At 64.2% G+C, this 14,529-nt stretch carries 13 protein-coding genes; 3 read left to right on the top strand and 10 right to left on the bottom strand.

Annotated features, from left to right (window positions below; translation table 11 throughout):
• Positions 1-23: 23 nt before the first annotated feature.
• Complete coding sequence (locus ABIG06_RS18100) at positions 24-485, top strand: carboxymuconolactone decarboxylase family protein (RefSeq protein ID WP_370137980.1); 462 nt, start codon at positions 24-26, stop codon at positions 483-485.
• Positions 486-679: 194 nt separating this feature from the next.
• Here ABIG06_RS18100 and ABIG06_RS18095 read toward each other — a convergent pair whose 3' ends face one another.
• From ABIG06_RS18095 to ABIG06_RS18070, 6 genes are all read right to left on the bottom strand, one after another.
• Complete coding sequence (locus ABIG06_RS18095; RefSeq protein ID WP_370137979.1) at positions 680-1,540, bottom strand: D-amino-acid transaminase; 861 nt, start codon at positions 1,538-1,540, stop codon at positions 680-682.
• A 204-nt stretch (positions 1,541-1,744) separates the two neighbouring features.
• Positions 1,745-2,476 (bottom strand): amino acid ABC transporter ATP-binding protein, encoded by a 732-nt coding sequence (locus ABIG06_RS18090; RefSeq protein ID WP_124163094.1) that lies wholly within the window; start codon positions 2,474-2,476, stop codon positions 1,745-1,747.
• 11 nt (positions 2,477-2,487) lie between these two features.
• The gene (locus ABIG06_RS18085; protein ID WP_370137976.1) at positions 2,488-3,180 is read right to left on the bottom strand and encodes an amino acid ABC transporter permease; all 693 of its coding nucleotides are present in this window, start codon (positions 3,178-3,180) and stop codon (positions 2,488-2,490) included.
• Between the two features lie 3 nt (positions 3,181-3,183).
• The gene (locus tag ABIG06_RS18080; protein ID WP_124163096.1) at positions 3,184-3,915 is read right to left on the bottom strand and encodes an amino acid ABC transporter permease; all 732 of its coding nucleotides are present in this window, start codon (positions 3,913-3,915) and stop codon (positions 3,184-3,186) included.
• Between the two features lie 117 nt (positions 3,916-4,032).
• Positions 4,033-4,944 carry an amino acid ABC transporter substrate-binding protein gene (locus ABIG06_RS18075; RefSeq protein WP_124163097.1) on the bottom strand — a complete coding sequence of 304 codons (912 nt, stop codon included), beginning with the start codon at positions 4,942-4,944 and terminating at the stop codon, positions 4,033-4,035.
• A gap of 111 nt (positions 4,945-5,055) precedes the next feature.
• Positions 5,056-6,441, bottom strand: a complete 1,386-nt coding sequence (locus tag ABIG06_RS18070) for a M20 family metallopeptidase (RefSeq protein WP_370137973.1) — start codon at positions 6,439-6,441, stop codon at positions 5,056-5,058.
• 264 nt (positions 6,442-6,705) lie between these two features.
• On the opposite strand from ABIG06_RS18070, the gene ABIG06_RS18065 reads away from it, so the two are divergent.
• Positions 6,706-8,085: an LLM class flavin-dependent oxidoreductase gene (locus ABIG06_RS18065; RefSeq protein ID WP_370137971.1), complete on the top strand. Its 1,380-nt coding sequence runs from the start codon at positions 6,706-6,708 to the stop codon at positions 8,083-8,085.
• 116 nt (positions 8,086-8,201) lie between these two features.
• Here ABIG06_RS18065 and ABIG06_RS18060 read toward each other — a convergent pair whose 3' ends face one another.
• From ABIG06_RS18060 to ABIG06_RS18045, 4 genes are all read right to left on the bottom strand, one after another.
• A complete protein-coding gene (locus ABIG06_RS18060) occupies positions 8,202-9,863 on the bottom strand; it encodes a thiamine pyrophosphate-binding protein (RefSeq protein WP_370137969.1) in 1,662 nt (553 codons plus the stop codon).
• A gap of 273 nt (positions 9,864-10,136) precedes the next feature.
• A complete protein-coding gene (locus ABIG06_RS18055) occupies positions 10,137-10,640 on the bottom strand; it encodes a GFA family protein (protein ID WP_370137967.1) in 504 nt (167 codons plus the stop codon).
• Between the two features lie 126 nt (positions 10,641-10,766).
• Positions 10,767-11,894, bottom strand: coding sequence for an alkene reductase (locus ABIG06_RS18050; RefSeq protein WP_370137966.1), 1,128 nt, complete (start codon positions 11,892-11,894; stop codon positions 10,767-10,769).
• Between the two features lie 109 nt (positions 11,895-12,003).
• The gene (locus ABIG06_RS18045; protein WP_199752239.1) at positions 12,004-13,500 is read right to left on the bottom strand and encodes an aldehyde dehydrogenase family protein; all 1,497 of its coding nucleotides are present in this window, start codon (positions 13,498-13,500) and stop codon (positions 12,004-12,006) included.
• Between the two features lie 179 nt (positions 13,501-13,679).
• Between ABIG06_RS18045 and ABIG06_RS18040 the strand changes: the two genes are divergently transcribed.
• A complete protein-coding gene (locus ABIG06_RS18040) occupies positions 13,680-14,525 on the top strand; it encodes an SDR family NAD(P)-dependent oxidoreductase (protein WP_370137965.1) in 846 nt (281 codons plus the stop codon).
• Positions 14,526-14,529 lie beyond the last annotated feature (4 nt).

Here is a 14,529-nt window from a genome sequence, read left to right as displayed (position 1 = left end):
ATCCGAGAAGCAAGGAGACGATCATGAAGCCCCGCATGAACTACTTCCAGGCCGCGCCCGATACGATGAAAGCGCTGATGGCGCTGGAGGCGCAGATCCAGTCGACCGGCATCGAGAAATCGCTGATCGAGCTCGTCAAGATCCGGGCGTCGCAGATCAACGGCTGCGCCTTCTGCATCAACATGCACGCCGAGGACGCGCGCAAACGCGGCGAGACCGAGCAGCGCATCTACCTGCTCAACGCGTGGCGCGAATCCCCGCTCTATACCGAGCGCGAGCGTGCCGCGCTGGCCTGGACGGAATCGGTGACGCTGATCTCGCAGACGCATGCGCCCGACGAGACTTACGAGCAGGTCTGCGCACAGTTCTCCGATGAGGAGACGGTGAACCTGACCATGCTGATCGGCGCCATCAATGCCTGGAACAGGATTGCGATCGCGTTCCGCGCGGTGCATCCGGTAAAAGTGAAGACGTCGGTGGCGTGAGGCATCCGCAGCTGTCATGCCCCGCGACCCGGCTACGCCAAGGCTTCGCCGGGGTTAAGGTCTAGGGGCGCCGAAGCTTTAGCGAAGGCGGCAGGCGGGGCCCGAAGTACGCCGCGGCCCATCGGACCTATCCCTGCCGTCACGGCGTACTGGATCGCCCGGTCAGGCCGGACGATGACCGCGGTGGGCGTGGCTCAAACCGCCGTCGCCTTGGCGAACTCCACGTAGATCTCGCGAAGGCGCGTTGCCACCGGGCCGGGCTTGCCGTCGCCGATCGTCTTGCCGTCGATGGCGACCACCGGCTGCACGAACGAGGATGCGCTAGTGATGAACGCCTCCTTGGCAGCGAGCGCCTCGGCAACCGTGAAGGACCGTTCCTCGACGCGGAGCTGGCGCTCCTCGGCAAGCGCGATCACGGCCTTGCGCGTGCAGCCCGGCAGGATCGCGTTGGAATTCTTGCGCGTGACGATGACGTCGTCCTTGGTCAGGATGAACGCCGACGACGAGCCGCCCTCGGTGACGTAGCCATCCTGCAGCATCCAGGCCTCGCCCGCGCCGGCTTCCGCCGCGGCCTGCTTCGCCAGCACCTGCGCCAGCAGCGCCACGCTCTTGATGTCGCGGCGTTCCCAGCGGATGTCGGGCACCGTGATGACATTGATGCCGGTCTTCGCCGCCGCCGCGTTGATGATGTCCTTCTCGGAAGTGAACATCACCAGGCTCGGCTTGACGTCCCCCTTGGGAAACGGGAAGTCGCGCCCCTTGTCGGCGCCGCGCGTGACCTGGAGATAGACGAGACCGTCCTGGAGCTTGTTGCGCGCGATCAGCTCCTTCTGGAGCTCGGTGATGCGCTCGATCGTCTCCGGCAGCTTCAGCTTGATCTCCCCGACGGAGCGTTCCAGCCGCGCCAGATGCGAGGCATTATCGACCAGCTTGCCGTCGAGCACGGCCGAGACCTCGTAGATGCCGTCGGCGAACAGGAAGCCGCGATCGAGCACCGAGATCTTGGCCTCCGAGAGCGGGACGAATGAGCCGTTGACATAGGCGATCGGATCCAAGGCAGGTCTCCTGGCGAGATGGGGAATTTGGCGCGCTTATACGCCAGTTAGGGGGCCGGATCACCCCTCTATTCGTCATTCCGGGGCGGCGCGGAGCGACGAGCCCGGAATCCATTTCGCCCCGCGTTACGCCGCCTGATCGATCATCAGATGCGCAATTGCGCATCATAGCTCGCGCGACGCGCGCCTCGGGATGAGGAGCGCTCAGTGCGAGAGAATCTTCGACAAGAACTTCTGCGCCCGGTCGCTGCGCGGCTTGCCGAAAAAGTCGTCCTTCGCCGCGTCCTCGACGATCTCGCCGCGGTCCATGAAGATCACACGGTTGGCGACCTTGCGGGCGAAACCCATCTCATGGGTAACCACCATCATGGTCATACCTTCACGCGCGAGATCGACCATGACATCCAGCACCTCGCTGACCATTTCAGGATCGAGCGCCGAGGTCGGCTCGTCAAACAGCATGACGATCGGATCCATGGCGAGCGCGCGGGCAATGGCAACGCGCTGCTGCTGGCCGCCGGAGAGTTGCGCGGGGAATTTCTGCGCCTGCTCCTTCAACCCGACACGCTCCAGGAGCTGCATGCCTTTGGTCTGTGCCTTGTCGTGCGGCCGCCCAAGCACCTTCTCCTGCGCGAGGCAGAGATTGTCGATGATCTTGAGATGCGGAAAGAGCTCGAAGTGCTGGAACACCATGCCGACGCGCGACCGCAGCTTCGGCAGATCGGTCTTGGGATCGTTGACCTTGGTGCCGTCGACCAGGATGTCGCCGCTCTGGAACGGCTCCAGCGCATTGACGCATTTGATCAGCGTCGACTTGCCCGAACCCGACGGACCACAAACCACAACGACCTCGCCCTTGGTGACGGTGGTGGTGCAGTCGGTCAGCACCTGGAAGCTGGGGCTGTACCATTTGTTGACGTGGCTGATTTCGATCATGACCGACAGCTCTATCGAATGATGGCGATGCGCGCCTGGAGGCGGCGGACGCCGTAGGACGCGACACAGGAAATGGTGAAGTAGACGACTGCTGCGAACAGATACATTTCGACGAGGCGCCCGTCGCGCTGCGCCACCTTGCTGGCCGCTCCCAGGAAGTCCGTGATCGACAGGACGTAGACCAGCGAGGTGTCCTGGAACAGCACGATGGTCTGCGTGATCAGCACCGGCAGCATGTTGCGGAAGGCCTGCGGCAGCACGACGTAGCGCATGGTCTGGGCGTAGGTCAGCCCCAGCGCGCTGGCCGCGGCCGGCTGTCCGCGCGAGATCGACTGGATGCCGGCACGCATGATCTCGGAGAAGTAAGCCGCCTCGAACATGATGAAGGTGATGAGCGAGGATGCGAACGCGCCGACGCTGATCGGGCGCGGGGCGCCGGTCACCCACTGTCCGATATAGGGCACCAGGAAGTAGAACCAGAAGATGACCAGCACCAGCGGCAGCGAGCGCATGAAGTCGACATAAATTCCGGCGATGCGGCCGAGCAGCTTGAAGCCGGAGAGCCGCATCAGGGCGAGCGCCGTGCCGAAGATGAGGCCGCCGAGGGCAGCGAGCCCCGTCAGCGTCAGCGTGAACGTCATGCCCTCGAAGAACAGATAGGGTAGCGCGCGGCGGATGACGTCGAAATCGAGATTGCCGAACATCGCTTATTTCCCCGTGATGTAGCCGGGAATCGCGACCCAGCGCTCGAGGAAGCGCATCGCGGTCACGACGACGGCGTTGACGAGGAGGTAGAGAATGGTCGCGGCCGTGAAGGCCTCGAACACCTGGAACGAGAATTCCTGCATCGACCGCGCCTGTCCGGTCAGCTCGAGCAAGCCGATGGTGATCGCGACCGCGGTGTTCTTGATGGTGTTGAGAAACTCGGACGTCAGCGGTGGCAGGATGATGCGGAACGCCATCGGCAGCAGCACGTAACGATAGCCCTGCACGGTGGTCAGGCCCAGCGCGGTTGCGGCCATTTTCTGCCCGCGCGGCAGTGAACCGATGCCGGCCTGCAATTGCACGGCGACGCGGGCCGACATGAACAAGCCGATACCGATCGCGGCCGTCCAGAACGGCGCGTTCGGCAGCTGCTTCAGCCAGGTGCCCGCAGCTTTTGGCAGCAGTTCCGGCAGCACGAAGTACCACAGGAAGAGCTGCACGAGCAGCGGCATGTTGCGGAAGAATTCGACATAGGCAAAGCCGAACCAGTTCGCCCCCTTCGACGGCAGTGTGCGCATCACACCGACGATCGAGCCGGTGATCAGCGCGATCACCCAGGCCAGCGCCGCGGTCTTGAGGGTCAGCACCAGGCCCGACAGCAGCATGTCGAGATAGGTGCCGGTCCCCATCGGGTTCGGCTGGAAAAAGATTCCCCAGTTCCAGTTGTAGTTCACGTGTCCCCCGCGCGAACGCGCCAGTCATGGATATCCTGAGCGCCTATGCAAATGTCCGGCCACCCCAGTGTCAAGAGTGGCCGGACATGGTCCCGATCGAAAGATCGAGGTTTAATCTTACTTGTAGTCGTCCGGGTTCGGCGAGTCCGTCGGCTTGGCGAACTCGTTCTTCAGCTCGGCCGAGATCGGCGTGTTGAGGTTCAGGCCCTTCGGCGGGATCTTCTGGGTGAACCACTTGTCGTAGATCTTCTGGGCTTCGCCGGACGTATAAAGTGCCGCCGTCGCCGCATCGACCACCTTCTTGAAGGCGGGGTCGTCCTTACGCAGCATGATGCCGTAGGGCTCGGGCTTGGAAAACGCATCCTTGGAGATGACGTAGTCGTCCGGGTTCTTCGAGCCGGCGACGAGGCTCGCCAGCAGGATGTCGTCCATGACGAAGGCGACCGCGCGATCGGTCTCGACCATGAGGAAGGCTTCGGCGTGGTCCTTGGCCGGAATGATGTTGGCGCCGAGACCCTTCGCGGCGTTGGCTTCGGTGAGCTGCTTGATGTTGGTGGTGCCGGCGGTCGAGACGACGGTCTTGCCCTTGAGATCGTCGATCGACTTCAGGCCGCTCGACTTCTTGAAGACATAGCGGCTGGCTGTCAGGTAGTGGGTGTTGGTGAAGGCGACCTGCTTCTGGCGCTCGGCATTGTTGGTGGTCGAGCCACATTCGAGGTCGATGGTGCCGTTGGCCATCAGCGGGATACGCGTCGCCGAAGTCACCGGGTTGAGCTTGACCTCGAGCTTGTCGAGCTTGAGCTCCTTCTTCACGGCGTCGACGATCTTGTAGCAGATGTCCATCGCAAACCCGACGGGCTTCTGGTTGTCGTCGAGATAGGAGAATGGGATCGAGGAGTCGCGGAAGCCGAGCGTGATGGCGCCGGTGTCCTTGATGTTCTTCAGCGTGCCGGTCAGCTCCTGGGCCCCGGCCTGGCTGACGACGAAGGTCGCGGCGAGCGCGAGCCCGATGCTACGGAAATGTTTCACTTTCTTCTTCCCCTTTCAGGATGATGCGGCCGGATGCAAGCACAAATCGGGCCGGATTAGAATGTGACTTTCGGCTGGATCGAAGGCTCAGGTTAACAGGCTTGTCAGTGGTCATGTCAGTGGTCCTGGCAATTCCCCGAGATCCCAGAACAGCCCGGCCATCACCGTCAAGGCCTCCTCGGTCAGTGGCAGCAGGATGTGCTCATTGGGCGCATGCTGGGAGCAGCCGGGATAGGAGTGCGGCACCCAGATCGTCGGCAGGCCCAGGATCTCGGAGAACACATCATTGGGCAGCGAGCCGCCGAAATTCGGCAGCACTGCCGGCGCCTTGCCCGTGGTCTCCTTGACCGAATCCGCCACCCATCTGATCCAGGGGCTGTCGAAATCGGTGCGCGAGGCGGCAAAGCTCTGCGCCGCGCGGACCTCGACCATGGGAAAACCCTTCTCGACCAGATGCGCGCGGATCACCTCGATCAGTCCGTCAATCTTGGTGCCGACCACGAAACGCAGTTGCAGCACGGCATTGGCATGGCCGGGAATGGCGTTCGCCGGCTTCTCGATATTGCCCGACGACATCGCCAGCACTTCGAGCGTGTTCCAGGCATAGAGCCGCTCGGCCGCCGACAGCCCCTCCTCGCCCCAGTTTTCCGCGAGCGCCGGCTCGTCCGCGGTCGGCACCACCTGTACGTCGGCGAGATAGCTGCGGATCTGGTTGGTGAGCCGCGGCGGCTTCAAGGCATCGAGCAGGAGACGGCCGTGGCCGTCGACCAGGGTCGAGATCGCGTTGACCAGGATGGTCGCGGGGTTGGCGAGCACGCCGCCCCAGTTGCCGGAATGGTGGCCGCCGTCGCGCAGATTCACGTCGAGATGAATGCGGAGGCCGCCACGGCAGCCGAGAAAGAGCGTCGGCCGTTCGGCGGACAGGCGCGGCCCGTCGGAAGCCATGAACAGGTCGGCCTTGAGCGTGTCGCGATTGAGATCGCAGACCTTGCCGAGATCGGGCGAGCCGATCTCCTCGCCCATCTCGATGATGAATTTCGCGTTGAAGCCGAGCTTGCCGCCGCGAGCCTCGCGCACCGCGCGGAGTGCCGCCATATTGATGCTGTGCTGACCCTTGTTGTCCGCGGTGCCGCGGCCGTAGAGGCGTGTCCCCGCAACCGCCGTGCGCCAGGGATCGCGTCCCTCGCGCCACTCGCCCTCCATGCCGTCGACGACGTCACCATGGCCGTAGATCAGCACGGTCGGCGCCGACGTGCTCTCGTGATGTTCAGCCAACAGGAATGGCGCCTTGCCGCTCGGGGATTCGACGATGCGGCTGGAAAAATCGAGCGCGGCGAAGGCCGGCTGCATCTCCTGCTCCAGATAGGCGCGCAGCTCGGTGCCGCGCGACGGATTCTGGCTTTCGGTCCGATACGCGACGCGGCGGTCGAGCTCGGCGAGGAACGCGCCGGATTTGAAGTCGTCCCGGGCGCGGGCGATGGCGTCGGCTCTGGTCATTGCTTTCGTTTTCAAGGTTTCGACGCGGGCGAACGTAGCGGGCTACGTAGGCCATCGAAAGTGGCAGGGGGCTAGGAGAGTTTCTTGGAGTTTCTCTTGTAATTCTCTTGGGATTTCGTTCCTGCTTGCTTGAGATCGGCTTGCCAGGCGCGGCATCGCTGATTTGACCTTGCCAATACCCAAACATATGCAAGAACTTCGCCAAGTTGGGGCGCACATCTATCATTCGAAGAGCGCTCAGTACAGGGCGCCGAGGGGACAAGCATGGCCAAAGAGATCAGGCTCAACGCCTTTGCGATGAATTGCGTCGCACACCAGTCGCCGGGCCTGTGGACCCATCCGCGCGACCGCACGGCCGACTATAACCGCCTGCCCTACTGGATCGATCTCGCCCGAACCCTGGAACGGGGCCGCTTCGACGGGCTGTTCCTGGCCGACGTGCTCGGGGTCTACGACGTCTATGGCAACAGCCCTGACGCAGCCTTGCGCAATGCAGCACAGACGCCATCGAATGAGCCGCTGCTGCTGCTGTCGGCGATGGCAGGGGTGACGCAAAATCTCGGTTTCGGCGTCACCAGCAATCTGTCTTTCGAGCCGCCCTACCCGTTCGCACGGCGGATGTCGACGCTGGACCATCTCACCGAGGGGCGAATCGGCTGGAATGTCGTCACCGGCTATCTCGACAGCGCCGCGCGCGGCGCCGGCAAGGACAAGCAGACCGGACATGACGACCGCTACGACATCGCCGACGAATATATGGAGGTGGTCTACAAGCTCTGGGAAGGCAGCTGGGAGGACGACGCCGTGCTGCGCGACCGCAAGCGCGGCATCTTCACCGATCCCACAAAAGTTCATCGCGTCAATCATGAAGGCGCGAACTATCGTATCAACAACACCATTCACCTCAGCGAGCCGTCGCCCCAGCGCACGCCCGTGCTGTACCAGGCCGGCACGTCGCCGCGCGGCCGGCAATTCGCGGCCCGCCATGCCGAATGCGTGTTCATGTCGGGACCGTCCGCCAAGGTGATCGCGCCACGCGTCTCCGCGATCCGCCAGGAGGCCGCCGCGCTCGGCCGCAACCCGGCCGAGATCCTGATGTTCTCGATGATGACGATCATCCTCGGCCGGACCGAAGCCGAAGCGAAAGAAAAGTACGACGCCTATCGCCGCCACATCAGCCCCGAGGGCGCGCTGGCGCTGATGTCGGGATGGACCGGCGTCGACTTCTCCGGCTACGACCTCGACCAGCAGGTGCGGCACGTCCAGAACGATGCCGGCCGCAGCGCCATGGACAACGTCACTCGCGCCGATCCCGACCGGGTCTGGACCGTCCGCGACGTCATCGAGCATGTCGGCATCGGCGGCGCCGGCCCGGTCGTGGTCGGCACGCCGGAGATGGTCGCCGACAAGATCGAAGAGTGGTTCGAGGCGACCGACGTCGACGGGCTCAACGTCGCGTTCGCGATCTCGCCCGGTGATTTCGAGGACATCGCCGACATGCTGGTGCCGGAGCTGACCCGGCGCGGGCGATACAAGAGCGAGTATGCGAAGGGCACGCTGCGGGAGAAGCTGTTCGGCCAGGACCGCGCGCGGCTCGACGCGCCGCATCCTGCCGCGGGGTATCGCGTGGGGAAAAAGGGGTAGGTTGCCGCCTCCTCGTCATTGCGAGCGAAGCGAAGCAATCCAGAGATGCATCCGCAAAGACAGTCTGGATTGCTTCGTCGCTACGCTCCTCGCAATGACGATACGACATCCCGCCCCTACACCTTTCCGTCCACCATCACCTCGATCAGCTTGGTCCCCGGCCGGCCGAACGCCGAGGTCAGCGTCGCCTTCAGCTCGCTGGCATCGCTGACCTTGATCGCCTCACAGCCGAGCGCCTTGGCGACGCCGGCGAAATCCACGGGCGGATCGACGAAATCCATGCCGACGTAATTGTCGTCGCCATGGAAGGCGAGCAGGCGCTGCTTGATGATGCGGTAGCCGCCATTGTTGGCGATGACGACGTTGAGCGGCAGCTTGTGATGCGCCGCCGTCCACAGCGACTGGATCGAGTACATCGCGCTGCCGTCGCCGGAGAAGCACACCACGGGCCGGCCCGGATTGGCGATGCTGGCGCCAACCGACGCCGGCAGGCCCCAGCCGATGCCGCCGGAGGCGAGGCCGTGGTAGCCATGGCGATCGCGATGCGGCCGCAGCGCCGTGATCTGGCGGCTGGAGGTGAGGCCTTCGTCGACCAGGATGGCATTGTCAGGCATCGCCTCGACCATTTGCAGCACCAGAAAATCCGGATCGATCGGCGCGCGGCCAGCGCTCTTGCCGATCTGCTCGACCAGCTCGGCACGACGCGCGGTCCAGTTCTTCGGCGCGAGCTCGGCAAGGCGCCGCCTGGCGCGTTGCGCCAATGCCTCGCCACCCATCTCCTTCAGCATCGGGATCAGCGCGCGCAGCGTTTCCTTCAGATCCGCCTTCAGCGCGATCTCGGCGCCGTAATTCTTGGCGATCTCCCAGTCCACGAGGCCAACCTGCACGATGCCGAGACCATCCGGCAGCGCATCGACCTCGCTAAACACCGACATCCGCAGGGGATCGCCACCGAGCGCAATCAGGAGATCGTAAGGCGCCAGCGTGTCGCGCGCGACCTTCTGCACGCGCGCGAGCGAGCCGACGAAACTCGGGCTCTCCGAGAGGAAATGCGAGCCATAGGGCGTGGAGGATTGATAGGCGGCAGCGCCGAGCAGCTCGGCGAACTCGGCGGCCTCCTGCAACGCATCGCTCTTGACCACCTCGTCCATGGTGACGATCACCGGGCGTTCGGCCTTGAGCAGACGGGCCGCAAGAGCCTTCAACGCTTCATCGGATGGTCTTGTCCGCGCATCGATGCGGGTGGAGCGGCCGAGATCGATGCCGGCCTCGCTGTTCAGGATGTCGCCGGGCAGCGAGATGAAGACCGGTCCGGTCGGCGGCGTCGTCGCGACCTTGGCGGCGCGGCGCACGATGCGCGGCAGATCCTCCAGCCGCGTCACCTCGACCGCCCATTTCACCAGCGGCTCGGCCATCCGCACCAGCGGTCCATAAAGCACCGGCTCCATCAGGCCGTGGCCCTGCTCCTGCTGGCCGGCCGTGAGGATCATCGGCGTGCCCGTGAACTGGGCGTTGTAGAGCGAGCCCATGGCATTGCCGAGGCCCGGCGCGACATGGACGTTGCAGGCGACGAGCTTGCCCGAAGCGCGGCTATAGCCGTCGGCGATCGCGATCACCAGGCTCTCCTGCATCGCCATCACATAAGTGAGGTCGGGATGCTCCTTCAGCGCATGCATGATCGGCAGCTCGGTGGTACCAGGGTTGCCGAACAGATGCGTGATGCCTTCGTCCTTGAGCAGCGCAAGAAAGGCGGAGCGGCCGGTGATCTTGTTCTTCATGTTTCCTCCAGGAGCGGACATTGCCGCAAGGACTGAAAGCATGATGGCCGAAGTCTTGGGAGGCACGCAAGGAAGCGCTGTCATGGCTGCGTTGCGTGGGCGCGGCAAACTACGCTCTCGTGTCCCGGACGCGACGCAACGTGCAACATTGCGGCGCAGAGCCGGGACCCACCTTTAGCGAGGTTGCCGATGCATGGGCCCCGGCTCAGCAGCGCACCGTCGAATAGGCGCTGCGCTGCGTCCGGGGCACGAGAGGTGAGTGCGCGGCCCGCGCTACATCTCCTCCCGGCCGAGCTCGAACGGATCCTCGCCGCCCGCGCGCTTCCTCTTTTTCGAGCGCTGCCACACCACGCCCGGAAACCCCTTCAGCGGCACCAGCGGCTCGCCGGTATAGGCCCATTCCTGCAGCTCCTCGATCGCGATGTGATAGAGCGGCTGGCGGCCGGTGCGCTCTGTGAACAGCGCACGCGGGATGTTGACCATGTGCGGGCCACGCGGACGTTCGTACATGATCGGCGTACCGCAATGCGAGCAGAAGCTGCGCACGGTCTTCGTGGCCTTGTCCTCGTAGCGGGTCAGCGCGGTCTTGCCCGACGTGATGCGAAACCGCTTCTTCCAGCTTCCGACATAGGTGGCGTAAGCCGCGCCATGGGCACGGCGGCTGGCGGCGGAGTGATCGTGCCAGGCCCAGCGCGCGGGAACGTCGATCTCGAAGGTGACCTTGCCGCAGAGGCATTGGCCGGTGGCTATCCCTGCGGCGGCTGCGGCCTTGGCCATTTGTATTTTCCTCGCCGTCATTCCGGGATGGTGCGAAGCACCAGACCCGGGATCTCGAGATTCTCCGGTGCGCAATTTGCGCACGATAGTTCGATGCTCCGCATCGCACCGGAATGACGGAGCAAGCTACGCCGGCGTCAGCGCGTCATACACCGGATAGTCCGTATACCCCTTTTCCTCGCCGCCGTAGAACGTCGCGCGATTATACGGCGTGATCGGGTAGTCGTGCTCGAGACGGCGCGGCAGATCGGGATTGGAGATGAAGATGCGGCCGAAGGCGATGATATCCGCATGTCCCTCGGCGATCGCCGCATTCGCGGTCTCCCCGGTGAAGCCGCCGGCGGTCATCAGCACGCCGCTGTAGAGCGGACGGAACAGCACCATCGCCGACGGAACGTTCTGCCAGTTGACCTCGGCGCGGCCGGAGCCGCTCGAGCGCGGTTCGATGAAATGCAGGTACGCCAGGCCCAGCTTCTTGAGCGCCTTCACGACATGCGTATAGAGCGGCATCGGATCGGGCTCGCCGGAATCATTGGCGATGCCGTAGGGCGACAGCCGCACGCCGACGCGATTGGCGCCCCAGACGTCGATCGCGGCCTGGGTCACCTCGAGCAGCAGCCGCGCGCGGTTCTCGATCGAGCCGCCATATTGGTCCGTGCGCTGATTGCTCCGCGACTGCAGGAACTGCTCGAGCAGATAGCCGTTGGCGCCGTGGATCTCGACACCGTCGAAGCCCGCGGCAAGCGCGTTCTTCGCGCCCTGCCTGAATGCTTCGACAATGCCCTTGACCTCCTCGGTCTCCAGCGCGCGGGGCGTCTCGTAGTCGGCGATCTTGCCGTCGGCGGTCATCGCCCTCATGCCCTGGGCCTCGATCGGGATCGCCGAGGCCGAGACCGGCAGCTGGCCGCCGTGGAAGGAGGAATGCGAGACGCGGCCGACATGCCAGAGCTGGAGGAAGATGATGCCGCCCTTGGCGTGCACGGCATCCGTCACCTTACGCCAGCCTGCGATCTGCGCCTCCGAATAGATGCCGGGCGTCGCCGGGTTGCCGCGGCCGTGCGAGAGCACCGGCGAGGCTTCGGCGATGATCAGGCCGCCTTTCGTCGCGCGCTGACCGTAATATTCGGCGTTGAGCGGCCGCGGCGAAAAGCTCTCGCGCTCGGCGCGCATGCGCGTCAGCGGCGCCATGGCGACGCGATGCGCAAGCTTGTACGGACCGACCTGCAACGGCCTAAACAACGCTTCGAATTTCATGGGGTCCCCGGATATCTATGAAAGGATGCGGATCATATAGCGAGGGGCGGCACCGGAAAAGGCGCCGCCCCAGGCAGATATTCTCTCTGACGGAACGCGACGGAGCACTCTACGCCGTCTTGATCCAGACGGCCTTCACGTTGAGATATTCTTCGACGTGCTGCTTGCCGGATTCGCGGCCGTAGCCGCTCATCTTGTAGCCGCCAAACGGCACGGCCGGGTCCATCGCCTGGTAGCAGTTCACCCAAACCGAGCCGGCACGCAGGCTCTTCGCGACCGCATGAGCCTTGCTGACATCGCGCGTCCACAAGCCGGAGCCGAGGCCGAACGTGGTGGCGTTGGCGCGCTTGACCAGCTCATCCATGTCCTTGAACGCGATCGCGGAGATGACGGGACCAAAAATCTCCTCCTGCGCGATGCGCATGTTGTCCTCAACGCCCGCGAACACCGTCGGTGAGACGAAGAAGCCCTTCGACAGCGCGCCTTCCGTGACGCGCCCGCCGCCGGCAAGCGCCCTTGCGCCTTCCTTCTGGCCGATGTCGAGATAGCCGGTGACGCGCTCGAGTTGCTGTTCGGAGACAAGCGGTCCGATCTGCACGTTGGGATCGAGGCCGTTGCCGACCTGCAGCTTCTTGCCGAACTCGGCGACGCGGCCGACGAACTCCTCATAGATCGACTGCTCGACGAACAGGCGCGTTCCGGCGCTGCAGATCTGGCCGGAATTGGCGAACACCGCCATCGCCGCGCCCGGCACGGCTGCGTCGAGATCGGCATCCGCGAACACGATGTCCGGCGACTTGCCGCCGAGCTCAAGCGAGACGCGCTTGAGGTTGCCGGCGGAGGCTCGGATGATCGACTGACCCGTGACATGCGATCCGGTGAAGGCGACCTTGTCGACGTCGTGATGCGAGGCGAGCGCGGCGCCAGCCGTCTCGCCATAGCCGGGCACGACGTTGATGACGCCGGGCGGCACGCCCGCTTCCATCGCCAGCTCAGCGATGCGCAGCGAGGTCAGCGGCGCTTCTTCCGCAGGCTTGAGCACCACGGTGCAGCCGGTCGCGATCGCGGGGCCAATCTTCCAGATCGTCGCGGTGAGCGGGCCGTTCCAGGGAATAATGGCGCCGACGACGCCAATCGGCTCCTTCAGCGTGTAGGAGAAGATCTCGCCGGGCAGCGAGTTCTCGATGGTCTCGCCGTGGATCGCCGTGGTCTGGCCGGCGTAATAGCGCAGCATGCCGACGGCGCGCAGGCGATAGGCGCGGGTGCGGCTGAGCGGCGCGCCCATGTCGAGCGTATCGAGCTGCGACAATTCGTCGAAATTCTTCTCGACGAGGTCAGCGAGCTTCAAGAGAAGGTTCTGCCGCTCGAACGGCTTGACCTTGCTCCAGGGGCCTTCGAAGGCGCGGCGAGCGGCGGCAACCGCACGATCGATGTCTTCCTTGTCGCCTTCGGCAACGGTTGCAAGCAGCTCGCCTGTGGCGGGATTGCGGGTCTCGAAGCGCTTGCCTGAGGCTGCATCGACCCACTTCCCATCGATCAGCATCTGCTTGTAGGACCCGTTTGCAAACGGATGGCGCGTGATCGGAATAGCCTGCGACACAGCCATGGCTGTACTCCCTGTCAGTGATTGATTGCTCGATCTGGGCGGGATCGTTCGATCGAGGATACAGCTGTGGCCGTTAGGCGTAAAGGCAGCGCAAAACAAAGACCTCCCATGCCGACTTGTGCAGGGTCCGACTGCTGCCATGTTATAGCTCGACTGAGACCCCTTCACGGAGACGATCCATGCCACATCCCGCAATCGTCAGAGACAATGTTGCCGTGATCACAGGCGGCGCGTCCGGCATTGGACTCGCCGCCGCCACCGCCTTCGCGCGCGCCGGAATGAAGGTGTGCGTCGCGGATGTCGACGTGACACGGTTGGCAGAGGCTGCAACAAGATTGTCATCCATCACGGCTGCCACAAACGTGATGACCTTGGCCGTGGATGTCAGCAAGGTCGAGAGCGTCACGGAACTGGAGCGCGCAGTAGGCCAGCGGTTTGGCGGCACCGACATCCTCATGAACAATGCCGGCATCCAGCCCGGAAGCACATTGTTCGGCGAACCCGACAATTGGCAGCGCATCATCGGCGTCAACATGTGGGGCATCATCAACGGCTCGCGAATCTTCGCGCCCGGCATGGTCGCGCGCGGCAAACCAGGCCTGATCATCAACACCGGTTCCAAGCAGGGCATCACCACGCCGCCGGGCGACCCCGCCTACAATGTCTCGAAGTCCGGCGTGAAGGCATTCACCGAGGCGCTCCAACACGAGCTGCGCAACACCAAGGACTGTCGGGTCACGGCACATCTGTTGATCCCGGGCTTCGTCTTCACCGACCTTACCGCGAAGGGACGCACCGAGAAGCCGGCCGGCGCCTGGACGCCGGAACAGACCGTGGATTTCATGCTGACACGGCTGGAGGTCGGCGATTTCTACATCCTCTGCCCGGACAATGACGTGCCCCGCGCCCTCGACGAGAAGCGTATTCTCTGGGCCGCCGGCGACATCGTCGAGAACCGCCCGCCGCTGTCGCGCTGGCACCCGGACTATGCGGATGCGTTCAAGAAGTTCGTGGAACGAGACTGATCGT

Source organism: Bradyrhizobium sp. USDA 326 (assembly GCF_049739485.1).
Classification (GTDB): Bacteria; Pseudomonadota; Alphaproteobacteria; order Rhizobiales; family Xanthobacteraceae; genus Bradyrhizobium.
The sequence above is the reverse complement of the archived record's forward strand: the minus strand, read 5'-3'. Positions and strand labels throughout refer to the sequence as shown.